This window comes from Klebsiella sp. 54 (assembly GCF_018223875.1).
Lineage (GTDB): Bacteria > Pseudomonadota > Gammaproteobacteria > Enterobacterales > Enterobacteriaceae > Klebsiella > Klebsiella quasipneumoniae.
The window spans coordinates 320,168-344,852 of sequence record NZ_JAGRRA010000004.1; the positions used below are offsets into that span (position 1 = coordinate 320,168).

General features: G+C 62.2%; 21 protein-coding genes. 12 read left to right on the top strand and 9 right to left on the bottom strand.

Annotated features, from left to right (window positions below; all coding sequences use genetic code 11):
- Window positions 1-14 precede the first annotated feature (14 nt).
- From KHQ24_RS13035 to KHQ24_RS13060, 6 genes are all read left to right on the top strand, one after another.
- Complete coding sequence (locus KHQ24_RS13035; RefSeq protein ID WP_043521370.1) at window positions 15-935, top strand: VOC family protein; 921 nt, start codon at window positions 15-17, stop codon at window positions 933-935.
- A complete protein-coding gene (locus tag KHQ24_RS13040) occupies window positions 935-1,294 on the top strand; it encodes a Rieske (2Fe-2S) protein (protein WP_048295391.1) in 360 nt (119 codons plus the stop codon). Before KHQ24_RS13035 ends, KHQ24_RS13040 begins: the two co-directional genes overlap by 1 nt.
- On the top strand, window positions 1,272-2,255 hold the full coding sequence (locus KHQ24_RS13045; RefSeq protein ID WP_048295389.1) for a fumarylacetoacetate hydrolase family protein: 984 nt from the start codon (window positions 1,272-1,274) through the stop codon (window positions 2,253-2,255). Before KHQ24_RS13040 ends, KHQ24_RS13045 begins: the two co-directional genes overlap by 23 nt.
- 3 nt (window positions 2,256-2,258) lie before the next feature.
- Window positions 2,259-3,050, top strand: a complete 792-nt coding sequence (locus tag KHQ24_RS13050; RefSeq protein WP_043521374.1) for a cyclase family protein — start codon at window positions 2,259-2,261, stop codon at window positions 3,048-3,050.
- Window positions 3,051-3,278: 228 nt separating this feature from the next.
- A complete protein-coding gene (locus KHQ24_RS13055) occupies window positions 3,279-4,481 on the top strand; it encodes an MFS transporter (protein WP_224051453.1) in 1,203 nt (400 codons plus the stop codon).
- 197 nt (window positions 4,482-4,678) lie between these two features.
- Window positions 4,679-5,989 carry a carbohydrate porin gene (locus KHQ24_RS13060; protein ID WP_043521376.1) on the top strand — a complete coding sequence of 437 codons (1,311 nt, stop codon included), beginning with the start codon at window positions 4,679-4,681 and terminating at the stop codon, window positions 5,987-5,989.
- Between the two features lie 136 nt (window positions 5,990-6,125).
- On the opposite strand, the gene KHQ24_RS13065 is transcribed toward KHQ24_RS13060, so the two are convergent.
- Genes KHQ24_RS13065 through KHQ24_RS13075 form a run of 3 tightly spaced genes read right to left on the bottom strand, consistent with a single transcriptional unit; the run spans window position 6,126 to window position 10,283 of the window.
- Entirely contained in the window at window positions 6,126-8,570 is a 2,445-nt protein-coding gene (locus KHQ24_RS13065; RefSeq protein ID WP_211777311.1) for a glycoside hydrolase family 3 protein, read from the bottom strand.
- Entirely contained in the window at window positions 8,545-9,168 is a 624-nt protein-coding gene (locus KHQ24_RS13070) for an NADPH-dependent FMN reductase (RefSeq protein ID WP_043521378.1), read from the bottom strand. The genes KHQ24_RS13065 and KHQ24_RS13070 overlap by 26 nt, the downstream gene beginning before the upstream one ends.
- Before the next feature lie 20 nt (window positions 9,169-9,188).
- Window positions 9,189-10,283: an LLM class flavin-dependent oxidoreductase gene (locus tag KHQ24_RS13075; RefSeq protein WP_048325410.1), complete on the bottom strand. Its 1,095-nt coding sequence runs from the start codon at window positions 10,281-10,283 to the stop codon at window positions 9,189-9,191.
- 202 nt (window positions 10,284-10,485) lie between these two features.
- Between KHQ24_RS13075 and KHQ24_RS13080 the strand changes: the two genes are divergently transcribed.
- A complete protein-coding gene (locus KHQ24_RS13080; protein ID WP_048325409.1) occupies window positions 10,486-11,130 on the top strand; it encodes a TetR/AcrR family transcriptional regulator in 645 nt (214 codons plus the stop codon).
- An 11-nt stretch (window positions 11,131-11,141) separates the two neighbouring features.
- Here the strand turns inward: KHQ24_RS13080 and KHQ24_RS13085 are convergent, their stop codons facing one another.
- The 3 genes from KHQ24_RS13085 to KHQ24_RS13095 all read right to left on the bottom strand — a co-directional run bounded on the left by KHQ24_RS13085 (window position 11,142) and on the right by KHQ24_RS13095 (window position 15,743).
- A complete protein-coding gene (locus tag KHQ24_RS13085) occupies window positions 11,142-12,389 on the bottom strand; it encodes an MFS transporter (RefSeq protein ID WP_135730338.1) in 1,248 nt (415 codons plus the stop codon).
- 269 nt (window positions 12,390-12,658) lie between these two features.
- The gene (locus KHQ24_RS13090; protein WP_043521381.1) at window positions 12,659-14,158 is read right to left on the bottom strand and encodes a GMC oxidoreductase; all 1,500 of its coding nucleotides are present in this window, start codon (window positions 14,156-14,158) and stop codon (window positions 12,659-12,661) included.
- Window positions 14,159-14,285: 127 nt separating this feature from the next.
- Entirely contained in the window at window positions 14,286-15,743 is a 1,458-nt protein-coding gene (locus KHQ24_RS13095; protein WP_114508383.1) for an MFS transporter, read from the bottom strand.
- Between the two features lie 220 nt (window positions 15,744-15,963).
- Here KHQ24_RS13095 and KHQ24_RS13100 point away from each other — a divergent pair, with 220 nt between their 5' ends.
- The 4 genes from KHQ24_RS13100 to KHQ24_RS13115 all read left to right on the top strand — a co-directional run bounded on the left by KHQ24_RS13100 (window position 15,964) and on the right by KHQ24_RS13115 (window position 18,929).
- Window positions 15,964-16,737: a TIM barrel protein gene (locus KHQ24_RS13100; protein WP_048295375.1), complete on the top strand. Its 774-nt coding sequence runs from the start codon at window positions 15,964-15,966 to the stop codon at window positions 16,735-16,737.
- Window positions 16,738-16,757: 20 nt separating this feature from the next.
- Entirely contained in the window at window positions 16,758-17,771 is a 1,014-nt protein-coding gene (locus KHQ24_RS13105) for a sugar phosphate isomerase/epimerase family protein (RefSeq protein ID WP_023290705.1), read from the top strand.
- Between the two features lie 11 nt (window positions 17,772-17,782).
- Complete coding sequence (locus KHQ24_RS13110; RefSeq protein WP_050533619.1) at window positions 17,783-18,175, top strand: C-glycoside deglycosidase beta subunit domain-containing protein; 393 nt, start codon at window positions 17,783-17,785, stop codon at window positions 18,173-18,175.
- Between the two features lie 274 nt (window positions 18,176-18,449).
- A complete protein-coding gene (locus KHQ24_RS13115; protein ID WP_064183144.1) occupies window positions 18,450-18,929 on the top strand; it encodes an RrF2 family transcriptional regulator in 480 nt (159 codons plus the stop codon).
- Window positions 18,930-18,997: 68 nt separating this feature from the next.
- On the opposite strand, the gene oqxB is transcribed toward KHQ24_RS13115, so the two are convergent.
- Window positions 18,998-22,150 carry a multidrug efflux RND transporter permease subunit OqxB gene (gene oqxB, locus KHQ24_RS13120; RefSeq protein WP_211777312.1) on the bottom strand — a complete coding sequence of 1,051 codons (3,153 nt, stop codon included), beginning with the start codon at window positions 22,148-22,150 and terminating at the stop codon, window positions 18,998-19,000.
- 23 nt (window positions 22,151-22,173) lie between these two features.
- Window positions 22,174-23,349, bottom strand: a complete 1,176-nt coding sequence (gene oqxA, locus KHQ24_RS13125; RefSeq protein WP_053810055.1) for a multidrug efflux RND transporter periplasmic adaptor subunit OqxA — start codon at window positions 23,347-23,349, stop codon at window positions 22,174-22,176.
- Between the two features lie 333 nt (window positions 23,350-23,682).
- Between oqxA and KHQ24_RS13130 the strand changes: the two genes are divergently transcribed.
- On the top strand, window positions 23,683-24,036 hold the full coding sequence (locus KHQ24_RS13130; RefSeq protein ID WP_211777314.1) for a helix-turn-helix domain-containing protein: 354 nt from the start codon (window positions 23,683-23,685) through the stop codon (window positions 24,034-24,036).
- 19 nt (window positions 24,037-24,055) lie between these two features.
- On the opposite strand, the gene KHQ24_RS13135 is transcribed toward KHQ24_RS13130, so the two are convergent.
- Entirely contained in the window at window positions 24,056-24,628 is a 573-nt protein-coding gene (locus KHQ24_RS13135) for a flavin reductase family protein (RefSeq protein ID WP_117126773.1), read from the bottom strand.
- Window positions 24,629-24,685 lie beyond the last annotated feature (57 nt).

Sequence of the window (24,685 nt, forward strand, 5' to 3'; positions counted from 1 at the left end):
AAGGAACAACCGCGATGAATATTCTTGGTCCGGATTATCTGGTATTTGGCGTCGATGACCTGGCGGGCTGTCGACAGTTTCTTATCGACTACGGTTTACGCGAGCAGGAGAACGGTTTCTTTAGCGCGCTGGATGGCACCGGGGTGCTGCTGCGGGGACGTGACGATCCGTCGCTGCCCGCGGCGCTGCCCAGCGGCAGCCAGCTGCGGGAAACCGTCTATGGCGTGGCGGATAGCGCCACGCTTGAGGCTATTGCCGAGACGCTACGCCGCGATCGCGAGGTGAAACTTGGCGCCGACGGCGTGCTGCGCTGCGTCGATGATGCCGGCTTTGCCCTCGGGTTTCGCGTCAGCCAGCGCCAGCCGCTGCAGCGGGAAGGTGAGAAAATCAACGCTCCGGGGGATCGCGCCGGGCGGCCGGTCAATCAGACCGGGGCCAGCGCCGACATGGCGGCGGAGCCGCGTTCGCTCTCCCATGTGGTCTATTTTGTGCCGGACGCCGCGCGCGCGGAAGCTTTTTATCAACGGCTGGGCTTTGTCTGTACCGATCGCTTCACCCACGTCGGCCCCTTCCTGCGACCCGCCGGCACCCAGGATCACCATACCCTGTTTCTGATCCAGGCCCCGCCGTTTATGACCGGCATTGAACACTTTACCTTCCACCTCGGCGGGCCCACCGAGTTGATGATGGCCGGCAGCCGCTTTCAGCAGAAGGGGTATCAGACCTTCTGGGGGCCGGGGCGCCATCAGCTGGGATCGAACTGGTTCTGGTACTTCAACAGCCCGCTCGGGTGTCATATCGAATACGACGCCGATATGGATCAGCACGATGACCACTGGCAGCCGCGCGAAGCGCTGCCGGGGGCCGATAACTCGCAATATTTCCTGCTGGGGTATCGCGAGAAGTGGGCTCCCGGTCCGGATAACGCCCGCTGATGGTTCGCCTGTGCCGTGCCGACAGCCTGGCTGAGGGCCAGGCGCGGGGATTTGACCCCACGGGCAGCGGGCAGGCGACGGTGATTGCCTGCCGCTATCAGGGAACGCTCTATCTGTGGCGCAACCGCTGTCCGCATCTCGATACCCCGATGAACTGGCGGCAGGACGCTTTTCTCAACGCCCGGGGCGACCGGCTGGTCTGCTTCGCCCACGGGGCGATTTTTATGCCGGACAGCGGCCTCTGCGTGCAGGGCGCCTGCGCTGGCCAACGTCTGAGTCCGCTGGCTGGCGACGTGGACGTCGACGGCTGGCTATGTCTGCTGGAGGAGGCAGGTCATGAAACTGGCAACACGAGATAACGGTGAACGCGACGGCTGCCTGGTGGTGGTCTCAGGCGATTTGACGCTGATGGCCGATGCGGCGGACATCGCTCCGACGCTTCAGCAGGCGCTGGAGCAGGCCGCGCGGGTGTGGCCTGCGCTGCAGGCGCGCTATCAGGCGCTCAATGCGCGCCGCTATCCGGCGGCGCAGCCCTATGATCCCCGGCGCCTGATGGCGCCGCTGCCCCGGGCGTGGCAGTGGCTGGACGGTTCGGCCTTCCTGAGCCATGGCGAGCGCATGCAGCGGGCCTTTCACCTGCCGCCGATTGCCGGCGCCGACCAGACGCCGCTGATGTATCAGGGCAGCGGGGACGACTTTCTTGCCCCCCACGCCGGGATAGTCTGCCGCCGGGTCGAGGATGGCCTCGACTTTGAGGGCGAGTTCGCGGTAGTCGTCGACGAGGTGCCGCAGGGCTGCTCGCCGCAACAGGCGCTGAGCTGTATCCGCCTGATCGTCTTGCTTAACGATATCAGTCTGCGGGCGCTGGCGCCGCGCGAGATGCAGACCGGGTTTGGTTTTATTCACGCCAAACCCGCCTCGGCCTTTGCACCGGTGGCCCTTACCCCGGATGAACTGGGGCAGGCCTGGCAGCACGGGCGGGCGGCGCTGACGCTGCAGGTGACCCGCAATGGCAAGCCGTTTGGCTGCCAGTCGGGTAGCGAGATGCATTTCCATTTTGGCGAACTGATTGCCCATGCGGCGCAGACCCGCCGTCTGCGCGCCGGGACGGTGGTGGGTTCCGGCACGGTGTCCGGGCCGGACGCCAGCCGCGGCGCCAGCTGTATCGCCGAGGTGCGGGCCATAGAGATGCTGGCCTTCGGCGAGCCGCGCACGCCGTTTTTATCCCCGGGGGAGCGGGTGACGATGGAAGCCCACGCCCCCGATGGCCGGCCGCTGTTTGGCGTACTGGATCAACACGTTGTGATGTTAACGGAGTAAACCATGATCAATCTTTTACAGGGGCGTCGGCTGGTCGACCTCTCCGTCACCCTGGACAACAATCCCTGGACCGATCCGCCGCCGCTGCTGCCGAGCATTGAGTATCAGGATCATCAGCAGGGATGGCCGGAAATGGCGGCGATGTTCCCGGGGCTGGAAAAAGCGCAGATGCCGGGAGAGGAGGCCTGGGCCTCGGAGCGCCTGACCGTGACGCCGCACAATGGCACCCATATGGATGCCCCCTGGCACTACAGCTCGACCACCAACGGCGGCGAACCGGCGTTTGGCATCGATGAGCTGCCGCTGGAGTGGTGCCTGCGCCCCGGCGTCCGGTTGGATTTTCGCCATGTCGCCGACGGGGCGATCCTGCAGCCGGAGGATCTGCAGCGCGAGCTGGCGCGAATAGACTATTGCCTGTCGCCGCTGGATATTGTGTTGATCAATACCGCGGCCGGCGCCCGCTACGGCCAGCCGGATTACCTGCAGCGCGGCTGCGGCATTGGCCGGGCGGCGACGCTGTGGCTGCTGGAGCAGGGGGTACGGGTGGTTGGCACCGACGCCTGGAGCTGGGATGCACCCTTCCACTTTACCCGCGAACGCTTTCAGGCCAGCGGCGACGCCGGGCTGATCTGGGAGGGGCATAAAGCCGGCAGGGAGATCGCCTATGGGCAAATGGAGAAGCTGAGTAACCTGGAGCAGCTTCCCGACCACGGCTTCTGGGTGAGCTGTTTTCCCTACAAGATCCGCCGCGGCTCGGCCGGGTTTATTCGCGCGGTGGCGATTGTCGACGCCTGAAGGCGTCGATGATTATGTTAATTTAATGTGAATGCATTGTATTAATTGTGATAGCAATCGCAGTCCATGCCACCTGCATCCGGTAGGGTAGAACGGTATATGTGCTGAGTTCGCTGATGCGTTTCCAGCCATTAAGCCGGGGCGTAAAACGCCTTTCTTTACCGATAAAAAATAGAACTGTAATTCATATTCTAAATAAAGAGCAGTGACGGAGAGCGGAAGATGGTGATGCACAAAGTTTCAGCAACCCCGCGCGAGGCGGGGGCCGTACAGGCGATGTTACTGATGTTGGCGGCACTGTTGCCGATCATGGGGACCTTGACCATGCTGCCGGTGATGCCGCTCCTGTTCAGTCATTTTGCCGCGCAGCCGCACGCCCAGCTGCTGGTGCCGATGATCATCACCATACCGGCGGCGAGCATGGCGCTGCTGGCTCCGCTGGCGGGGATGGTAGGCGATCGCCTGAGCCGTCGCCGCCTGCTGATTGCTGCCACCGCTCTGTACGCAGGGTTTGGCCTGCTGCCGGTGATGCTCGACGATCTGTATGCCATTTTGCTGGCGCGGCTGGTGATGGGTATTGCCGACGCCTTTATTCTTACCACCGCCAATGCGCTGATTGGCGACTACTTTACCGGTGAGGCGCGTAGCAAATGGCTGGCGGTGCAGAGCGGCATAGGGTCGATACTGTCGACGCTGATCGTGCTGGGGGCTGGCCTGCTGGGAACCCTGGGCTGGTATGGTCCGATCTACCTGTATGCTCTGGCGATCCCGGTCTTTATCGGCCTGTGTCTGTTCACCGCAGAGCCAGCGACGCGCCGTCGCGTGGACAGTGTCGCTGGCGAGGAGGCTGTCGCTTTTCCACGGCGCAAAATGGCGGCGATCGGCCTGATTACCCTCGCCAGCGCGATCCTCTATTTTCTCGAACCGCTGCAGATAAGCCAGGTGTTCAGTCAGCTCGGGCTGACCTCCAGCAGCCAGATTGGCATCGCTACCGCCGTTGCCGGCATTGGCGTGCCGCTGGGCGCCTGGCTGTATGGCCGCAACGCCAGGCAGCGCGTCGACAGGCAGTTTTTCCTTTTTTACGCCATTTTTGGCCTCGGGCTGCTGTTTATCGCCGTGGCCCACAATCCGCTGGCCGGCGTGGCGGCAGCGTTCGTCGCGCAGGTCGGTAACGGAATGCTGATCCCTCTGATGCTGGCCTGGATGATGAAAGCCTTGCCGGCGCCGCACCGGGCGACGGGGATCGGCATCTGGCACACCTTCTTTTTCCTCGGCATGTTCATCAGCCCGGTTCTGATGACCTTGCTGAACGGCATGACCGGCAGCATGCAGGACAGCCTGCTGCTGTTTGCGCTGCTGACGCTGGCTATCGCCGGCGCGACGGGTATCGCCAGCGCCCGGATGGGGGGCCGCCGCGCGCTGGCTCGTTAATTTCACCTGACGACATCATTACCACACGCCCGCCGGTCTTCCGGCGGGAAGGGGAGGCCATTATTTAGAAAAAGTGTACACCTTATTTAGCGTTAACTTTCAGCCTAATTAATCCCTGTTAATAAACATATTGTGACCAATTTATTTTTCACGATATGGCGCATCTTACCTGCAAAAAATAAAAATGAGGGTTTATTATGAGTCTCTGCTGTACCGACGTAAGTAAGAAAATAGTTTTTCCACTTTCGGCGCTGACGCTGGCGATATTCTCCAGCACCGCGCTGGCCGATACCTGGACCTGTGAGCAACTGGATAAACTGAATACCCGCTCCGCGCAGGTCGTCAGCCCTCCGTCGACCTGCGAATCGCTCATCGGCGATATTGGCGGCTTTCGCAGCGCGCTGGCCGACCGCGGGTGGGGCGTCCAGTTAAGCTGGAACCCGATGGTGATGTACGATCTGAAAGGCCAGTCCGCTGACCCGCAACAATATGCCGGGCAGAATTTTACCTGGTCGCAAAATATGTCGCTGAACGTCACCTACGATTTAAGCCGAATTGGTTTTAGCAAAGACGCGCAATTTACCTTTTCTCCCCAGTGGGCGACCTCGAATTATCATGACAGCTATCCGGAACTGCATAATATTGCGGTGCTGGCGGTGAACCAGCCCTTATTAAACGGCCAGCTGGAACTGCAGTATGGTTTTTATCCGTTAATTCGTCAGTTTTACGGCATGGTGCTGGGGGGGAACTCCTCCTCCGCCGCGCTGGGGCCGACCAGCGTGATCCCGGTGCAGGTGGGGATCAGCCTCAACGCGCCGACGCCGACCTTCACCGCCATCGTCCGCGACAGCGATAAGAAGTTCTATAACAACTTTGCCGTCAGCCGCAGTATGTCCCCTGCCGGACATCTCGACGACGTGGAGCAGAACCCCTCGGGGCTGAAATGGCACGTCGATGGCGCCAACCCGATCCTGGTAAACGAGTTTGGCTTTAAGCAGGCGGCGGGCGAGTCGCAGCGCTCGCTGTGGTTCCGCGCCGGGGCTATCTATAACACCTCGCACTACCAGTATTTTGACCAGCCCGGCGACAGCAGCAGTAACTATGCGTTCTACGTCGCCAACACCATGCAGCTGACCCAGCCGAAAAAGGGGCTTCCGCTGGGGCTGTATCTCGATGTGAAAGCGGACTATGCCCCGGACGATCGCAATGCTTACACCAGCGACTTCCAGGTGACCTTCTTTGATATCGGCCTGTTTCCCGGCCGAGAGCAGGATATGACCTCGCTGGGCTACACCCGCTCCTTTATCAGTAAGAAGTTCCGCGATTATGTCGGCGAGGCGGGAATGGAGGCGCCGCAGAGCATCAACGCCATCTCCCTGTCGCACGCCCTGCGCGTGACGAAAGGTATTTACTGGATCAACGGTATCACCTGGCAGGATAACCCGACGCTGGTGCCGAAGCATGAGTCGGCGGTCCTCTGGCAGTCCTCGATGTACTGGAACTTCTGACACAGACCGCCCGAGGATTTTAATCCCGCCCGTCGGTACGCTGCCGCCGGGCGGTTTTTTTATCGCGAACCGGCTGGCGCAGGAACAAAAAAAGAGGGCCGGCACGTTGCCGACCCTCTTTGCCATCGGTCCGGGCTTAGCCCCGGTGGCTGATTTTCCCGTCGGGAGTTAGCACGAAGTCAAAGGTTGCCCGGATATCGTCGCTGGCGAAACCCACCGCCAGCTGCCAGGGGCCGCTGGCCAGGCGCCATTCCTGGGCAGGCACCTGCCAGCGCTGCAGCGCGTGACGCGGCAGGACAAGGGTCAGGGCGGCCTCGTCGTGCGCCGGGACGCTGACTGCCGCAAACTCCGCCAGCGCCGACCAGGCCGTCTCCGGCCCCCGCAGGTAGAGCTGGACCACTGCTTTCCCGGCGCGGGCGGCGCGGTTTTCCAACCGGCAGCGCAGCTGCAGAGCGTCCACCCCGTCGCCTGTCAGCGCAGCGGCGATCAGGGTGATATCAGCATACCCCAGACCGTGGCCGAAGGCCCAGGCGGCGGGGCGTTCGCGGGCGTTAAACCAGCGATAGCCTACCTGCTGGCGCTCGTGATACCAGAGATCCCCCGCGGCGTCCGGCGTCAGACTGCGTACCGGATAGTCGTCCAGGCGCTGGGCGAAGGTGACCGGCAGGCGACCGCCAGGCTCACGATCCCCGGCCAGCACCGAGGCCAGCGCCGGGCCAAACTCCTGGCCAGGATACCAGACGACCATCACCGCCGCCGCGTCAGCCAGACACCCGGTATCCACCGGATGGGCGACATTCAGCACCACCACCGTCCGCGGGTTCGCCGCGCAGACGGCGCGGATCAGGGCAACCTGATGCGCCGGCAGCGCGGTAGCGTCCCGGTCGATGCTCTCCAGACCGGCATCGGCCGTTTCGCCTATCACCAGCACCACGCTGTCGGCCGCCCGGGCATGGTCGACCGCCTGCTGCAGCAGGTCGATGGTTTGCGGGGGCTGGCAGCCGAACCAGATGCCGTGGGCGATACTGCTGCCCAGCGCCATCTCGGCCCGGAAGGTCAGGTTTTCCCCCGCCTGCAGCGGAAATTCAAGACGGGTATGCGGGGCTTGCATCAGCTTGCCCATGATATCCCCCTCCAGCGCCTCGCCGTTGAAGGTCGCCACGCGCTCGCCGTTCAGCTGGAGGGCGATCTCCCCGGTGCCGCCGATCCAGAAGCCGTAGCGGCCGCTCACCGGCGCGGTGAACTGGCAGCTTACCGTCACGGTGGCGCGTTCGGTCAGGCGCAGCATGTCGCCGACGCCCGGCATATCGCGGAACCAGATCAGCGAGGAGGCGTCGCGCACCTCCTGATGAACCACGCCCCCGTCAGCGGTGGCGTAGGCAACGTCCAGGCCGCGCTCGCCGGCGGCGGTGCGCAGCGGCAAATGATGCAGAGGTGGGATGCGGTAATCGCTCTCCACCCCCTGGGCATAGCTTATTTCGACCCCGGCGGCGGAAAAGCGCTGGCGAATGGCCTCCAGAGGAGAGATCAGTCCCGGCATCAGCGCCACTCTGGCAAAGGTCCCGCCCTGGAAGCAGGGCGTCGTGGCGTTGGGGCCAATCACCGCCAGCCGCTGTCCCGACTGCGCGGCGAGGGGCAGCAGCCGCTGGCGATTGTGCAGCAGGACAAAGCCCGCCGCCGCCGCCTCTTCGAGGGTGTGACGCCGCTGCGCCTGGGCGGCGGCAGAGCCATCCCAGGGCAGAGGATGGCTGACCCGTTCGGCCAGCCGCGCCAGCCGGGCGGCGGCATCGTCAAGACGCCGGGCGTCGCTGTCGGTATCCATCAGCGCGGGCAGCAGGCGCTCGCCCATATGGCGGGCCGGGCCCGGCATCTCCAGATCCAGCCCGGCGCGGAAGCTGGCCGGGCCGTTCTGGGTGCCGAACCAGTCGGACATCACCAGCCCGTCCCAGCCGAGATCGCGCTTCAGCCACTGGCTGATGGCCTGATGCTGCTCGGCGCAATAGATCCCGTTCACCCGGTTATAGGCGGTCAGCATGCCCCAGACGCCGCGGCTGGCCGCCACTTCGAACGGCCAGAAATAGACTTCGCGCAGGGTGGCTTCATCGACGACCACGTTCATGGTCCGCCGATCGGTTTCTGAATCGTTACAAACCATATGTTTGACGATGCAGCCCACCCCCTGGCGCTGGACGCCATCGATCCACGCCGCGCCCAGCTCGGCGATATGCCGTGGGTCTTCGCCGAAAAGCTCAAACGCGCGGCCGGCAAGGGGGCTGCGCAACAGGTTCAGGTTAGGCGCCAGCAGCGCCTGCGTTCCGGTGCGCAGCGCCTCCTCGCCGATGACGCCGCCAACCCGGCTGACCAGCTGGCGGTCCCAGCTGGCGCCAAGCGCCAGTCCGCAGGGGCTGAGCAGGGCAATATCCCGCTCGTCCACCCGGCCGCCGGTGATCCCCATCGGGCCATCGGACAGGGTGACTGAACCCAGCGTGGAGCGGGGGATAGGGTGGGTGGACCACATCCCCATCCCGGCGGTGAGCCGCGCTTTTTCGGCAACGCTAAGCGACAGACTGAGCGCAGGCATCGGCTTGTCTCCGTAAGGGGGCGGCGGGGGCGAAGGCCAGCGCCTGTTCGGCTACGGTGGCCAGCGCGCGCTGGACCGCGTCGTCAGTGCAGCGGCCCTCACTGTCGAACAGCGACACGCCGGCGGTGTTGAGAGTGACCCCCAGCGGGGTCGGCCAGCCGCGCAGGGCATGAACGATCCCGCGCATGGCGCCGAGGGTGGTGTTGCAACCCTGCCAGCCGGCGGCGGTGACGATGCAGCCCACCGCCCGGCCATCAAGATAGACCCGGCTGTCGCCGCGCAAATCTTCCAGCAGGTCGATGGCGTTCTTCACCAGGCCAGACACCCCGCCGTGGTAGCCCGGCGAGGCCAGCAGAATGCCGTCGGCCTGGCGCACGGCTTCCACAAATGCCGTCTCCTGCGGCGTGCGGGTGGTCACTTCCGGATTAAACGGCGGCAGGGCCGCCAGTTCAGCGCCGCCGAACAGCTGGGTCTGCGCGCCGAGCGTGCGGGCGTGGGCCAGCGCGGCGGCGAGGGCGCGCTCGGTGCTGGAGCCCGGGCGGGTGGTGCCGCCGATGCCGATCAGCAGCGGCGGGCGTGAGAAAGCAGGCTTATTCATAGCAGGATCTCCCGGTTGGATTAGCGAAAGCGCGGCAGGATCTGGTCCGCGAACAACGAGATCGACTGCTGGCTCAGGCGCAGGCGCTCCTCGGTCAGCGGGCCGTTGGTGAAGCCGAGCAGCACGTTGCCGATGCCCAGCCGCTGATGGCGTTCCAGCTCCTCGGCGACGGTCTCCGGGCTGCCGTACAGGCACCAGGTTTTGATCCACTCTTCGCTGAAACAGTCCGGATGGCGGTGCAGCGTAACGCCGCTGAACTCTTCCGCCCGCTTGTTGTACTCATATTCCCGGTCGATGGCCTGCTGGTACCAGCCCATGATCTGCAGCATCTCTTCGCGGGCCTGCTCGTCGGTGGGGGCAATATGGACGCACTGCCAGGTGTGGGTGGTCCACGAGAGGCAGTGGTTCACCACCTCGTCGCTATGGCCGGCGTTGAGCAGGGCATCGCGGTAGCGGGTGAAATAGTGGGTCAGCTGGCCAAACGGATCGTTGCTGGCCGGGATCGGCGGCGTAAACGCGGGAATAAAGGCCGGCCAGCCGTTGTCGGCGGCACGCTGCATGCTGGTTTCACGCAGCGCCACCGGCATAATGCGGTTGAAGGGTTTTTGCCAGGGGGCAGGAACGATGCGCTGGACCACCGCGCCCTTATAGTGGCCGGTTTCGAAGATGATCGGATCGTCTTCAATATTTTTCTCCCACAGCCGCTGGACCAGATCGAGGTTCTCCTGCAGTAGGCTGGAGGCGTCCTTATAGTTCACGCCAAAGCCGATCATCTCTTCCGGCGTGGTGCCGCTGCCGATGCCCACCAGCAGGCGGCCTTCGGTGAGTTGATCCAGCAGGTTAACGCGCTCGGCGAAGCGCACCGGGTGGTGCAGCGGGACGGTAGTCACCGACATGCCGAAATGGATCTTTTTCAGCTGGCCGGCCAGGTAGGCGGCGAAGACAAACGGATCGCTGGACATCGGCGCATAGCCGGTGAAGTGATGGTCTGGCATAAAGACCGCATCGAAGCCGCGATCTTCAGCCTGGCGCGCATGTTCGATCAGCGACTGCATGACAAAACGATCCTGCTCGGGGGCGGTGGAACGGCCGACGAGGAAAACAGAGAAACGCATAGCAACTCCTGGGTTGTGTGGTGGTTGTTATTATTAAATAGAACTAGAATTATGATTCTAGTTGTTTATCAAAGAATGAAAATGACCGCCATCACACTTTTGTCACATCGCCGACGGGGGAGTCGGGTGGGCAATTTGCAGCGCGGTCGCTAACTGCAATACACTGCGGGGGTTTTCTATGGATAAAGAGGTGAGAACTGCGATGACCGATCTTCCCGCGATGCGCCAGCCGAAACAGGACCGGAGCCGGGTGGCGCTGGAGCGGCTGATGGCCGCCAGCCGTGAAATCCTGCATGAAGGCACCTTTGAGCTGCTGACCATTGCTGAAATCAGTAAACGCTCGGGCGTTTCTGTCGGCTCGATCTATGCCCGCTTCGGCGGCAAAGAAGATCTGTTTATCGCCGTCATGATGGAGGTGATGCAGGAGCTGGACGCCGAATGGCAGCAGCTGATCCAGCAGCTGCACGCGCGCAACCTGCCGCTGCGCCAGCGGCTTCCGGCGCTGATGGATGTCCAGGCGGAGTATCTGCGTCGCCATGCCGGGATCCTGCGGCCGTTTATGGCGCGGGCGGATGATGAGCGCGTGGCGGGAATTGGGAAAGCCGCTTACCAGAAAAACGAGCAGACCTTTATCGACCAGCTGCTCGATGCCGCGGCGGAGATCCGCCACCCGGAGCCAGAGCAGGCCGCCCGCTTCTGCTTTACGGTTTCGTATGCCGCGCTGGCGCGCTTCCTCGGCCTGGGATCGGCGGCGGAAGCCGCCGGTGAGGGCGACTGGGAACAGCTCAAACGCCATCTGGGCATGATGTGTCTGAGCTATCTGATTACCCCCGTCGAGGCCGGCTAAGCCGCGGGATTTTACTTCGCTAACTGCCAGGCGCTGGCCTGGTTGTGCTGACGCAGGCGCTGGCTATGGCGGGAGAAAGTATAAAGAAATATCGCGGCGGCCAGCACCAGCGCCGCGATGCCGAGCGTCAGGAAGGCGCTCAGCACATCGTTCCCGGCCCGCAGGCGGATCGCGCCAACGATGATCGGGCTGACAAACATGCCCGCGAAGAAGGCCCCGGACCAGGCGCCCATCGCCCGGCCGCAGTAGGCGGGCGGAATCAGCGACCCTACCCAGTAAATCATTGCGTTAATCGCCATGCCGGCTCCCAGCTGCTGGATGGCGGAGCCGATCCCCATGGCGATCGCCGTCCGTGATTCACCCACCACCAGCATCCCGATCCCCATCAGGCAGAGCATGATGGCGAGCACGCGCTCCGGCGTATAGCGGCGGGAGACCAGACCGAACAGCAGCGAACCGACCGGCACGGCGAGGCTGACCAGCGACATAATCAGGCCAATACGCTGCGGGCTGGCGTTTTGCAAGGTATGAAAGGCGTTGGCGCCATTGATGGTGTACACGTAATAAATGATGGCGCAGACAAAGGTTAGCACGCTGAGGGCGATCACTCGCGGCCACGGAAACGGATTATGCTGCGCCGCCTGGGCGGCGTGCTGCGGACGGGCCGCCTGAGCCGGTTCGAACATCCAGAAGTACATCGCCAGGAACAGCAGGATGGCGACAAAGTAGATCATAAAGGCGCCGTTCCAGCGCAGGGCGGTCAGATAGCCGGAGCTGGCCAGCACCAGCACCGCCAGCGCCGGGCCAATCACTCCCTGCACCGTCAGCCAGAAGCGGCGCTGTTTGTCGTCAAAGTAATCGATCAGCATGGTGTTAGCGATGGTCAACACCACCGCCTCCGCCAGCCCGACGCCGAGGCGGCTGCAAAAGATGCCGGTCAGGGAGGTGATGTACAGCGGCATAGTGCCGCAGATGCCATACAACAGCGTGGCGCTGAGCAGCAGTTTACGGCGGCCAAATTTATCCGCCAGCCAGCCGGTGCACGGCCCGGCGATGGCGATCACCAGTCCGGGCGCGGTCAGCATCAGCGGCACCAGGGTTTCGACATATGGCACCCCGGCAAAGTGCTGGATCAGCGTCGGGACCGCCGGCGCCAGGGAAACGATCGCCAGGATGGGCAGAAAGGCGGTCAGGGCGATGATGATGCCCTGGATCGCGCCGGCTTGTGGTGCGTGGGGCGGATTCAGGCTATGGCTCACGACGTTCTCCTTTTATCGCGCGGGTCGCCTGTCGTTGGCGGCGGCGCGGTTTTTTAGTATGCAGGTCAGGGATACAGGTGGCGGCGGGAATAGCCGCGGATTTAAGAGTAGGAGCAGGAACGGCGCGGGGAAAAATTGTGATTACGTATGTGATCCATCACAAACAAAAATACCATTGGTTTTATGTGGGTTTTGCGGCAATAAAAAGGCGACCGATGTCGCCTTTCGCGAGGAGCCGGGGCCGCTTTTGCCCCGGTAAGCCAGAGGCGCTACAGCAGGCGCGCCACGATATCGTCAGCGGCGAGGATCGCCAGCGCGACGCTGGTCAGCGTCGGGTTGCAGGCGGTTGGGGTGGGGATCACGCCGTTGCCGCCGACGTACAGATTGTGAAAACCCCACACCCGCGAGCGGCGGTCGGCCACGCTGGTGCCGTCGTTCGCTTCTCCCAGGCGACAAGTTCCCTGGTAATGCAGCGAGGTGCCCGCCGGCAGGATAATGGCCTCACCGCCAGGCGCGACGCGGCCCAGCGCGGCGCCGACGCGTTCGGTCACCGCCACCGCCTGCTGTAAACGCCGGCGATCGCCGTCGGTTAACTGATAGTTAAGCTGCATTTTCGGCAGCCCTACGGCGTCGGTGTCATCACTGAAGACGATTCGATCCTCCTCGCGCAGCTCCTTGGCGAGAAACAGCCCCAGGCCCACCACCGGCTTCGTCGGAGTCCCCGGCGGCTGGGTAAAGGCGATCGGCGAAGTATCCATCTGCATCAGCTGACCGTGGAACGGGAAATCAGGCTCATGGAACGGCAGCCAGGTGACGCCGGAGACATTGTCCCGTCCGTCGCGCAGCGGGGAGGTCGGCGCGGCGGCGGCCGGCGGGGCGTCCACTTCAATCAGGGCGATCACCTGCGGCTGGTCGTTGAGCCAGCGCCCCAGCGCCCGCGGGCGGATGCCCGAGGCGTACAGCAGCTGCGGGGTACGCAGCGCATCGGCGGCGACCACTACCGCTTTGGCCGTCACTACGTACTGCTTGCCGGTACGCAGATCGCGCAGCTCCGCCCCGCAGGCGACGCCGTCCTCACTGAGGATCCGGGTGCACAGGGTGGCGGTACGGATCTCCACCCCGCGCTGGCGGCGGGTCTCTTCCTCCGCCAGCTCGCCAAGCACCGCGTCGACGCCGGACCAGCGCGGCTTGCCCTCCGGCGTCGCGGCGCAGGCCAGCGGCATAGGCTGCGCCAGCCGCGCCGGCGGACGGTCGCTGGCGAAGTGCTGATTAAGGGCATCGACGATTTGCCGGCCGATGGCGGTGGCCGGAAATCCTTCGCGGGTCACCTGCAGATAATGCTCAGCCGACTCCCAGGCGTCGGCCATCTCCCGTGGATCGAGGAAGGGAATGACTTCGCTGCCGCCCGGTCGCGGACAGGCGCAGGTCCAGTGGACGCCCATGCCGCCGAGGTTAGTGGAGAGCGCGGCGGCCGGCATGCCGCTGTGGGGCGCCGCCGGGTCGAGAAGGTGGGTGCCGGGCCGTGCCTGCAGGGCGTCTGCCGGCAGGTTCTCCGGCAGGGCGGCCAGCGGAAACGCCCGGGCGCGGTCGTAGGCCGTTTCCCGCTGCGCTGGCGCCAGGTTGCGGATATTAACCCCGGTCGCGGACGTCAGCGCTTCGCCGGCTTCCACCACCAGGATCCGCGCGGCGCGGCGATCGGCAATCCGTCGCGCGAAAGTGGCGCCCACCGGGCCGCTGCCAATAATCAGTACATCGATGTTTTCATCCATATCAGTCCATGCCTTTGTTGTTCTCCGGGCGCATGCCCGTTGCAGGTGTACAGAAAATAGGTACTACAGCTTTGTGCGTCCTGATAAATGGTTCCTCATGATAGCAGCCATTGCCGGACGCGATAGGTCATGGCTTACCCGCCGGGGGAAGCACTGAGGCGGGCAGCAGGCGGCTGAGGGCGGCAATCGCCAGCAGGATCAGGGCGCCAAGGGTCAGCAGGGTGATAAAGGCCCCGCGCCAGGCATCCGGCGCGGAGGCGCTTTGCGCCAGATAGAATCCGCCGAGGGTCGCCATGCCGAGGGCGGCGCCAAACTGCTGGCCGGTGCGAAATAATCCCGACGCCGCGCCGGCGTGGGCCACCGGGATCGCCGCCATGGCAAAGGCCGGCAGCGGGGCGGAGATAAGCCCCATCCCACAGCCGCACAGGCCGAAGCCTAGACCCAGCGCGGTCAGCGCCAGCGTCCCCGGCGCCGTGGCGATCCCGTAGCCCATCAGCAGCAGGCCGCTCATCTGCACGGCCACCCCGACCAGCGTCACGTTACGCCCAAGACGAGGCGATAGCCGGCGGCCGGCGACGGCGATGGAAAACATCGCCCCAAGGGCGAAGGGGATGTGCAGCAGGGCGGTATGGAACGGGCTGAAGCCCAGTCCGCTCTGCAGCACCAGCGCGGTGGCCAGCAGCAGCGAGGCGGTGGTCAGCTGATAGAGCAGGGTGATGACGATCCCGGCGCGAAAGAAGCGGTCGCGCAGCATCGCGGGAGGCAACAGCAGCGTGCCGCCCCGGCGTTCACGGCCCAGCAGATGACGCCAGAGGAGTGACACCGTGATGAGCGACAGCAGCGGCGGCAGCGCCATCCATAGCGGCCAGCGCAGGGCGGGGCCTTCGATCAGGGTGAGCAGCAGCGCGCCGCCGCCCACCACCGCCAGCAGGGTTCCCAGCGGATCGATACCTTTGGCCTCCGGGCTGCGCACCGCCGGCAGCGCCCGCCAGGCGAGAGCGACGGCGACAACGATCACCGGCACGTTGATCAAAAAGATCGGCCGCCAGCTGAGGCCGAACAGATTGCTTTCGATGATGATCCCGCCGAGCACCGGGCCGAGGATCCCGGCGGCGCCGCCGAGCAGGCCGAAAATACTCATCACCCGGAAACGCTCGTGCGGGCGATACAGCACCTGCATCAGGGAGAGAATTTGCGGGCCCATCATCGCCCCGCTGGCCCCCTGCGCAATACGCATCGCCACCAGCATCTCCGGGCTGGCGGCCAGTCCGCAGCCGGCCGATGCGGCACCAAACGCCAGCAGGCCGCTGATAAACAGCCGCCGGTAGCCATACAGATCGCCGAGCCGACCGCCGGTGAGCAGCAGAATGGAGAAAAAGAACAGGTAGCCGGTGACCACCCATTCAATTTGCCGCGGGCTGGCGAGCAGATCCCGCTGTACCACCGGGATGGCGACATTAATGATCGAGACGTCGATGATCTCCAGCACCAGCGCTATCGAAACCACCAGCGTGGCCAGCGTGCGCTGCCGCTCGCTGGTATAGGGAGGCGCCTGAACCGTGGCCGCCGAAGCGTTATTGAGCATGATGTACCTTCAGATTTGGTTAAAAACTTGTTAAATGATGTTGACAATTTATAGCAACCAGAGATTAGAATTAGAGCACTCATTCTGGTTATGCCGCGTCGGATCCTGCTGTTGACCGCGACGCCAGAAGGGAAGGCGTCACACTGCCGCTTCGAAACAGAATAAGAATTCTTATTCTAATTTTGTTTGTTTTGTTCTGGCAAGTAGAGAAGGGGGTCGGATGTATTTGTCCGCATGTATTGAATGGCTGTTTCGTGAAGAGTATCCCGATTTCAGCGATCGGGTCCGGGCAGCGAAAGCGCAGGGATTCAGCCATGTTGAGTTTCATCTCTGGCGTGATAAACCGCTGGCGGCGCTGGCGCAGGCGCTGGAGGAGACCGGCGTGACGCTGTCGAGCTTCGTGGTGGAGCCCCGGCGCAGCCTGGTGGATCCGGCGGAGCATGAGCAGTTTCTGGCGGCAGTGAGCGACAGCCTGGCGGTCTCGCGCCAGCTGGGGTCGCCGCCGCTGGTGGTGGCCTCCGGCTTCAGCCGCGAAGGGGTGGCTATCGCCGAACAGCAGGCGCAGGCGATCCACATCCTGCGCCAGGCGGCGACGCTGGCGGAAGCCGCCGGGGTCACTCTGCTGCTGGAGCCGCTCAACACCCGCATCGATCATCCGGGGATGTTCTTAAACAATACTCGGCTGGCGCTGGACATTATCGAGGCGGTCGACAGCCCGCGGCTGCAGCTACTGTTTGACGTCTATCACTCGATGGTGATGGAAGAGGAGATGGAGGAGGTGCTCGGCGGCAGAATGCATCGGGTGGGGCACGTGCAGATAGCGCAGGCGCCGGATCGTAACGAACCGGATCCGCGTAGCGGCGAGTGGCCCAATGTGATCGCCCGGCTGCAACGCCTGGGCTACAACGGGGCCATTGGCCTGGAGTATAAACCGTCGCTGCCCGCAGCGGCCTCGGTGGCCCGCGCCCGCGAAGCGACCGGCTTATCCTGTTAACCAACTTACCTGGTACTTTTATGACTCAGAAAATAAAACGCGGCGTCAGTCTGTACAGTTTTCAGAATGAGACCTATCTCGGCAAGATGTCCCTCGATCAGGCGATCGGTCACTGCGCGGCGTTCGGCGCCCGCGGCATTGAAGTCGTCGGCGAACAGACCTTCGCCGGCTGGCCGGAGTGCGGCATGCCGGAGGCGGCGATCGCCGACTGGCACCGTCTGATGCAGCGCCATGACACGGTGCCGGTGTGCCATGACTTTATGCTCGACTATAAGCGTTATAAAGACCGGCCTATGCCGTTTGACGAGCAGGTGCGCAGCGTGCAAAACGACATCGATTTTGCCGCCCGGCTGGGCATGCGCTTTATCCGCTCTCTGGTTTCCGTGGCGCCGGAGGTGCTGGTGGCGGCGGCGCCGTATGCGGAAGACAAAGGGATCACCATTCTGCTGGAAGTGCACGCCCCGCTGCATTTCGATCATCCGTGGATTATTCGTCATGCCGAAGCCTATGAAAAAGCCAATACCCGGGCGCTGGGCTTCCTGCCGGATATGGGAATGTTTTTAGCCCGCTTCCCGCGGGTGTGGAAAGAGCGCTTTATTCGTAACGGTTGCCCACAGGCGGCAGCGGATTTTATCGAGAAAGCCTATGAGGAGCGGACGCTCAGCGAATACGTTATCCTGGATGTGATGCAAAAATGGGGACCGGGCCCGCAGCTGGCGATGGCGGAAACGTTGCGCCACAACGCGGCGTTCGAGCCGAAGCGGATGCTCGATTTTATGCCGCGGATCCACAACATTCATGCCAAATTCTATGAGATGACCGATGAGATAAGCGAGTGGTCGATTCCCTACGATGAGATCTTCCGCGTGCTGCAGAAGGGCGGCTATGAGGGGTATGTGTGCTCCGAGTATGAAGGCAACCGCTGGGTGGAAGACGCGCAGGAGGTGGACAGCCTGGAGCAGGTCCGCCGCCAGCAGCTGATGTTCTGTCGCCTGTTAGATGAAACCCCACCCCCGGCGCTGCTGGGCCAGTAAGGAGCATTATCATGTTTGATCAGCATATTATCTGCCGCGAAGGTTTCGGCAACGTCACCCGCGACGGGGAAATTATCGGCGTGCGCTTTTTGGCCCGTCTGCCTTACTACCGCGGTCTGGGTTTATCGATGGTGGAAGATATCGCCGTGACCCTCAACGGCGAAGCCATCCCGCGGCAGGCGATCCGCCTGGCGCTGCGCGGCCGGGAGTGGACGCTCGACGAGCTGGAGAGCGTCTACGACGACCGGTGGAACTTCGGTGAAAAGGCGACCATCACGGTGCTCAAACCCGGCGGCCTGCCGGCCGGCTGGCATCGCCTGAAGGTGGCCGAGAGGCTGCGGATCTCCTATCTGCCGTTTGTGCCGGTGACCACCTTTGAAACCGAGCTGGAATTAACGGCATAACACCCTGCAGGATCCGCTGCCGTTATGGCAGCGGATTTCTTTAACGCAGGGGGCAGCCACTGGGAAACGGTGAGGAGATTGCCGTTCAGTAAAACCGGTACGGAAGAGCGCGGTTTCTCAGCCCGTCTTTGCGGACGAAATCAGAAAATTTACTTCGCAGGCTAACCGCAGATTGCTTCAAAAAAATTCCCGTATTTGTTATATTGTTGTTCATTGATTACTCACCTCTGCGGTGCCAAAAAGAACAAGATTCACCGCAACCCAGGACAAAACCATGTTAGATTACCGCTTCCCGACAGCTTTGCAGATGGTTCTCAGCGTAGCAATGGCGGAGCAGATGGGTGAACGTTCAACGAGTGCGATTCTGGCCTACGGCCTGGAAGCCAACCCGAGCTTTATCCGCAAATTAATGGTTCCGCTCACCCGTGACGGCATCATTGTCTCCACGCTTGGCCGCAACGGCTCTATTCATCTTGGCCGCCCGGCGGACAAAATCACTCTGCGTGATATCTACCTTTCCGTTATCGAAGATAAAAAACTGTGGGCGTCGCGTCCTGAGGTCCCGGCCCGCTGCGTGGTCAGCGCCAACGCCTGCTGGTACTTCAAATCGGTCGCTGACGAAGCGGAGCAGGCTTCGCTCAACGTTCTCGCTCGCCATACCGTGGCCAGCGCGCTGGAGGCGGTCAAAAACGCCGATACCAGCGGCTGCGACCCGGTGCCGGAAATGATCGCCCGCTTTAAAAAAGCGCATTAATCATTTTCTGGTGACGAAAAAAAACCGCCTTCAAATTGTGAAGGCGGTTTTTTGTTATCTGCTGCAGGCTAGGCGCGCAGATCCTCCTGGACCGGCTTACTGCGGGACACCAGTTTCCGTAGCGTCACGTAAAACACCGGCGTCAGGAACAGACCGAACAGCGTCACCCCCAGCATCCCGGAGAACACCGTGATCCCGGTGACGCCGCGAACTTCCGCTCCTGCGCCGTGGCCGAGGATCAGCGGAATGGTCCCGGCGATAAAGGCGATGGAGGTCATCACAATCGGGCGCAGACGCAGGCGGCACGCCTCCAGCGCGGCCTCCATGATGCCTTTGCCCTGAATCTCCAGCTCGCGGGCAAACTCGACGATCAGAATGGCGTTTTTACAGGCCAGGCCCATCAGGACCACCAGCCCCACCTGCACGAAGACGTTGTTATCTCCCCCGGTCAGCCAGACGCCAAATAGCGCGGAGAGCATCGTCATCGGCACGATAAGGATCACCGCCAGCGGCAGGGTCCAGCTTTCATACAGCGCCGCCAGCACGAGGAAAGCCAGCAGCACCGCCACCGGGAAGACGATCAGCGCCGTGTTGCCCTGGGTGGCCTGCTGGAAGCTGAGATCCGTCCATTCAATATTCATCCCATTCGGCAGCACCTGTTTAGACATGGCGTCCAGCAGCGTCATCGCCTGCGAGGAGGAGAGAACGCGCGGATCGGCATCGCCAATCAGGTCCGCCGCCGGATAACCGTTGTAGCGGATCACCGGATCCGGCCCGTAGGTGGTACTGATATTCACCATACTGCCGATCGGCACCATTTCGCCCTGATTATTGCGGGTGCGCAGATTGGCGATATCTTCCACGCTCTCGCGGTATGGTCCGTCAGCCTGGGCCATCACGCGCCAGGTACGCCCGAACTGGTTAAAGTCATTGACATAAGACGAGCCGAGATAGGTCTGCAGCGTGCCGAACAGATCGGTCAGCGATACCCCCTGCGCTTTCGCCTTATCGCGATCGACCTGCACGTCCAGCTGCGGCACGTTAGCCTGGTAGGTCGAGATCGGGAAGTGCATCCCCGGCGTCTGCATAATCGTCCCGGACATCGCATTCACCGCGCTTTGCAGCGCGCCATAGCCCAGCCCACCGCGATCCTGGATGTAAAGGGAGTAGCCGGAGCCCTGACCCAGTCCTAAAATCGGCGGCGGCAGGATGGAGAAGCCAAAGCCCTGCTGGATTTGCGCGATTTTAGCGTTGATTTCCGCATTGATTTCCGCCGCCGAGTGTTTGCGCTGGTCGAACGGTTTCAGGCCAAAAAAGACCGTCCCGGTATTCGGCGTGTTGGTGAACTGCAGCGCGTTAAGACCGGGGAAGGCGACCGCATAATCGACCCCTTCGGTATTCATCCCGATCTCGCTCATTTTGCGGATCACCGCATCGGTGCGCGCCAGCGACGAACCTTCCGGCATCTTCACGCCGCCAATCAGGTACAGTTTGTCCTGGGTGGGAATAAATCCGCCGGGAACGACTTTAAACATCACCCCTGCGGCGCAGAGCAGCAGCAGGTACACCACAAACACTGCGCCACGGCGACCGAGGGTTTTACTCACCAGCCCCTGATAGCCGTTCGAGCTGCGCAGGAAAAAGCGGTTAAACGGACGGAAAATCCAGCCAAACAGATGATCGATCAGCCGGGTAGGGAGGTCTTTCTTCGCGCCGTGCGGCTTTAACAGCAGGGCCGCCAGCGCCGGGGAGAGCGTCAGCGAGTTGATGGCCGAGATCACCGTGGAGATGGCGATGGTCACCGCAAACTGCTTGTAGAACTGACCGGTAACGCCTGAGAGAAACGCCATTGGCACGAACACCGCGCACAGCACCAGCGCAATAGCGATAATCGGCCCGGAGACCTCTCGCATCGCCTGATGCGCCGCGGCAAGCGGCGCAAGCCCCTCTTCGATATTGCGCTCGACGTTTTCCACCACCACGATGGCGTCATCCACCACGATACCAATCGCCAGTACCAGCCCGAACAGACTCAGGGTATTCAGCGAGAAGCCCAGCAGATAGAGAATGCTGAAGGTACCGACCACCGATACCGGCACCGCGATCAGCGGGATAATCGATGCGCGCCAGGTCTGCAGGAACAGGATCACCACCAGTACCACCAGCACGACCGCCTCCAGCAGCGTCTGCACCACCGCGCGGATGGAGTCGCGGACGAAAACCGTCGGGTCGTACGGCGCCGCCCACTTCATATCTTCCGGGAAGCGGGTGGCCAGCTCGGCCATTTTGGCACGCACGGCGTTCGACAAATCGATGGCGTTAGCCCCCGGGGACTGGAAGATACCGATCCCGACCGCATCCTTATTGTTGAGCTGGGAGCGCAGCGCATAGCTACCGGAACCCATCTCGATGCGCGCCACGTCGCGCAGGCGGACCAGCGAGCCGTCCTGCGCCGTTTTCAGAATGATATTGCCAAACTCTTCTTCGGTATGCAGACGGCCCTGGGCGTTAATCGAGATCAGGAAATCGCTCTCCTGCGGCAGCGGCTCGGCGCCAAGCTGACCGGCGGAGACCTGGACGTTCTGCTCCTGCATCGCCGTCACCACATCCGAGGCCGTCAGACCGCGGGCGGCCACCTTGTTGGGATCCAGCCAGACGCGCATCGCGTATTCGCCGGAGCCAAATATCTGGATCTGGCCGACGCCGGGCAGGCGCGCCAGCTCATCCTTCACCTTCAGCGTGGCGTAGTTGCGCATATACAGCGAGTCGTACTTACCGTTTGGCGAAAACAGATGTACCACCAGGGTCAGCGTCGGGGACTGTTTCTGGGTGGTGATCCCCAGACGGCGCACATCCTCCGGCAGACGCGCCTCGGCCTGCGCGACCCGGTTCTGCACCTGAACCTGCGCCTGATCCGGGTCGGTACCCGGGCGGAAGGTCACGGTGGTCACCAGCACGCCGTCGGAGCCGGCGACCGATTTCATGTACATCATGTTTTCAACGCCGTTGATCGCTTCCTCCAGCGGCGTCGCCACGGTCTCGGCGATCACTTTCGGGTTGGCGCCGGGATACTCCGCGCGCACCTGCACGCTGGGCGGCACGACGTCAGGATATTCGCTCACCGGCAGCAGCGGGATGGCGATTAACCCGGTGATAAAAATTAAAATCGACAGCACCGCGGCGAAAATGGGCCTGTCGATAAAAAAGCGGGAAAAGTCCATGTCTTGGATTCTCTGATAAGGGATCAGTTGAGGGCGGCGCTGGGGGTCATGGCAACGGTTTTGGCGTTAACCGCCATACCTGGCATAAACACTTTTTGTAAGCCGTCGACGATGACGCTATCCCCAGGCTTCAGACCCTGCTTCACGATGCGTAAACCATCGACCAGCCGCCCCGGCGTGATATCACGTCGCTGCGCTTTGCCATCTTTATCAACGATATAGACATATTTGCGGTCCTGATCGGTGAGCACCGCTTTGTCGTCGATAAGCGTAGCCTGGAACGCCGCGCTGCCCGGCAGACGCACGCGGGCAAACAGCCCCGGCGTGAACAGCCGCTGCGAGTTATCCAGCAGGGCGCGCATGCGGATGGTGCCGGTGCTCGGCGTTAACTGATTATCGAGAAAATCCACTTTGCCCTGATGGGGATAGCCCTCTTCGCCAACCAGGCCAATCTCCACCGGGAGCGCCTGATTATCGCTGGAGGCGCTTTGCCCGCGGCGGGCGAGATTCTGATAGTGCAGGTAGGTTGACTCGTCGACGTCAAAGTAGACGTACACCGTCTTCTGCGAGACCAGGGTGGTGAGCACGCTGGCGGTGTCGCCCGCCGTGACCAGGTTGCCGCTGGTGATCAGCGCCCGGCTGGCGCGGCCGTCGATAGGGGCAGTCACTTTGGTGAAGTCGAGGTTAAGCTGCGCGGCATCCACCGCCGCCTGCGCGGCGCGAATATCGGCCTGGGCCTGAACCGCGGCTGACCGGCGCTGCTCCCACTCTTCACGGGAGACGAGGTTGGTATGGACTAATTTATCGGTGCGGTTCGCCTCGCTTTGCGCCAGACTGGCCTGCGTTTTGGCTCTCGCCAGCGTCGCCTGCGCCTGTTCCAGCGCGGCGCGATAGGTTCTGTCGTCTATCGTGAACAGCACCTGGCCCTTTTTCACCTCCTGGCCGTCGGTATAATTCACTTTATCAATATATCCCGAGACGCGGGGGCGGAGCTGAACGCTCTCCACCGCTTCAATGCGACCGTTAAAACTATCCCACTGACTGATCGACTTCACCAACACCTTAGCGGCGCTGACGGCAGGCGCGGGCGGCGCGGCGTTTTGCGCGACGCTGTCGTCGCAGCCGACGAGCAGAAAGGAGAGCATCATCGCGCCGAGCGCGGTCAGGTGAATGTTTCCCCAGGTTTTTTGCAGGCTCATTATTTTTATTCCAGTCATTGTAGCCGCCGGGCAAGACGCAGCCTGAGAGGCTGCGCCACTTCCTTTGTCCGGGCTGGCTTAAGGCCATTTGTGTCGATCATCGCCACAAAACTGTAACAATTTCGAATACACTATCGCGGCGATTGTAGGAAGGCGCTTAACTAAGTGCAAGAATAATTGTTGCACTTTATGTGCGGTCCTGGCTGGAGACAAAAACCGCGATCCCGGCGTGGATTTAAGTGTAACAATAAAACTTGCATTTTGTGTAAAAACAGGCCACCTTTAAATGCAACTGACAAAGATGCTTTTAACCGGCCGCGAGGGGGTAACATGATGAACACTGGCGCCATCATTCAGGATCTGATCGACTGGATCGACAACCATCTTGATAGCCGTCTGGATATTGACACCGTTGCCCGACGAGCCGGCTATTCGAAGTGGCACCTGCAGCGGATCTTCAAAGAACATACCGGGCAGCCCCTCGGAGAATATATTCGGGCGCAAAAGCTGCAAAAGTCGGTCGAACGCTTAGCCCACAGCAACGAGCCGATCCTCAACGTGGCGATTGCCCTCGGCTTTGACTCCCAGCAGTCCTTCAACCGCAGCTTCAAGCGCCAGTATGGCCAGGCGCCCGGCGTCTGGCGCCGGAGTATCAGCCGCTCTGCAGGGCATGCATCTCGTCAGTGATCTTCATGACCGGGGAGGATCAGTCCTGACCCGGTCCATGATCGAATTTGCTGCCTTTGCCGATGGCATAGAACTGCCCGCCTGCGACATAGTGAACGGTCCGCAGCTCGTCCGGCGCATCATCAAAAATCCAGTGTCCGTTACGGAATACCCGATCATCGCTCCAGGCGGCGACGATATCGCCCAGAAACAGATTGTGCTGTTGCTGAATGTCCGGGTAGGGCATCACTTTGCACACCAGCCAGCCCGCGCAGCCTGCCACGAGGGGGATGTCGAACCCCGGCTGATAAATGAAGGGGATGGAGTCATTTTTATCCGGCGCGTCGGCATAGCTGCGTCCGCCAGCGTAAAGGACGGTTGCCATCTGGCTGACTACGGGGATCTGCACCACGAAATAGCCGCTCTTTTCCACCAGCTGACGTGTGAAGGCCTGGGGGCCGATATAGGCCACCACTTTTCGCTCGCCTGCCAGCCCAACCCAGGCGGCTGACATGACATTTTCGACGCCATCATATTTTGCGGAAATCATGGTGGTGGACCCGACCTGCAATAAACGATAGGCCTTACGTAATTCGACAGGCTGAACGGACATGGTTTTTCCTTTATGCGTGTTATTTAACGTTATGATTCTCTGGATATTTATTGAGGG

What these genes read in the sequence shown, in the direction of transcription:
- KHQ24_RS13045 (WP_048295389.1), top strand. Translation starts at nt 1,272, where the DNA reads ATGAAACTGGCAACACGAGATAACGGTGAACGCGACGGCTGCCTGGTG.
- KHQ24_RS13115 (WP_064183144.1), top strand. Translation starts at nt 18,450, where the DNA reads ATGTTAGATTACCGCTTCCCGACAGCTTTGCAGATGGTTCTCAGCGTA.
- KHQ24_RS13055 (WP_224051453.1), top strand. Translation starts at nt 3,279, where the DNA reads ATGCACAAAGTTTCAGCAACCCCGCGCGAGGCGGGGGCCGTACAGGCG.
- KHQ24_RS13130 (WP_211777314.1), top strand. Translation starts at nt 23,683, where the DNA reads ATGAACACTGGCGCCATCATTCAGGATCTGATCGACTGGATCGACAAC.
- KHQ24_RS13095 (WP_114508383.1), bottom strand. Translation starts at nt 15,743, where the DNA reads ATGCTCAATAACGCTTCGGCGGCCACGGTTCAGGCGCCTCCCTATACC.
- KHQ24_RS13080 (WP_048325409.1), top strand. Translation starts at nt 10,486, where the DNA reads ATGACCGATCTTCCCGCGATGCGCCAGCCGAAACAGGACCGGAGCCGG.
- KHQ24_RS13035 (WP_043521370.1), top strand. Translation starts at nt 15, where the DNA reads ATGAATATTCTTGGTCCGGATTATCTGGTATTTGGCGTCGATGACCTG.
- KHQ24_RS13105 (WP_023290705.1), top strand. Translation starts at nt 16,758, where the DNA reads ATGACTCAGAAAATAAAACGCGGCGTCAGTCTGTACAGTTTTCAGAAT.
- KHQ24_RS13100 (WP_048295375.1), top strand. Translation starts at nt 15,964, where the DNA reads ATGTATTTGTCCGCATGTATTGAATGGCTGTTTCGTGAAGAGTATCCC.
- KHQ24_RS13110 (WP_050533619.1), top strand. Translation starts at nt 17,783, where the DNA reads ATGTTTGATCAGCATATTATCTGCCGCGAAGGTTTCGGCAACGTCACC.
- KHQ24_RS13065 (WP_211777311.1), bottom strand. Translation starts at nt 8,570, where the DNA reads ATGCCTGCGCTCAGTCTGTCGCTTAGCGTTGCCGAAAAAGCGCGGCTC.
- KHQ24_RS13050 (WP_043521374.1), top strand. Translation starts at nt 2,259, where the DNA reads ATGATCAATCTTTTACAGGGGCGTCGGCTGGTCGACCTCTCCGTCACC.
- oqxB (WP_211777312.1), bottom strand. Translation starts at nt 22,150, where the DNA reads ATGGACTTTTCCCGCTTTTTTATCGACAGGCCCATTTTCGCCGCGGTG.
- KHQ24_RS13075 (WP_048325410.1), bottom strand. Translation starts at nt 10,283, where the DNA reads ATGCGTTTCTCTGTTTTCCTCGTCGGCCGTTCCACCGCCCCCGAGCAG.
- KHQ24_RS13040 (WP_048295391.1), top strand. Translation starts at nt 935, where the DNA reads ATGGTTCGCCTGTGCCGTGCCGACAGCCTGGCTGAGGGCCAGGCGCGG.
- KHQ24_RS13070 (WP_043521378.1), bottom strand. Translation starts at nt 9,168, where the DNA reads ATGAATAAGCCTGCTTTCTCACGCCCGCCGCTGCTGATCGGCATCGGC.
- KHQ24_RS13060 (WP_043521376.1), top strand. Translation starts at nt 4,679, where the DNA reads ATGAGTCTCTGCTGTACCGACGTAAGTAAGAAAATAGTTTTTCCACTT.
- oqxA (WP_053810055.1), bottom strand. Translation starts at nt 23,349, where the DNA reads ATGAGCCTGCAAAAAACCTGGGGAAACATTCACCTGACCGCGCTCGGC.
- KHQ24_RS13090 (WP_043521381.1), bottom strand. Translation starts at nt 14,158, where the DNA reads ATGGATGAAAACATCGATGTACTGATTATTGGCAGCGGCCCGGTGGGC.
- KHQ24_RS13135 (WP_117126773.1), bottom strand. Translation starts at nt 24,628, where the DNA reads ATGTCCGTTCAGCCTGTCGAATTACGTAAGGCCTATCGTTTATTGCAG.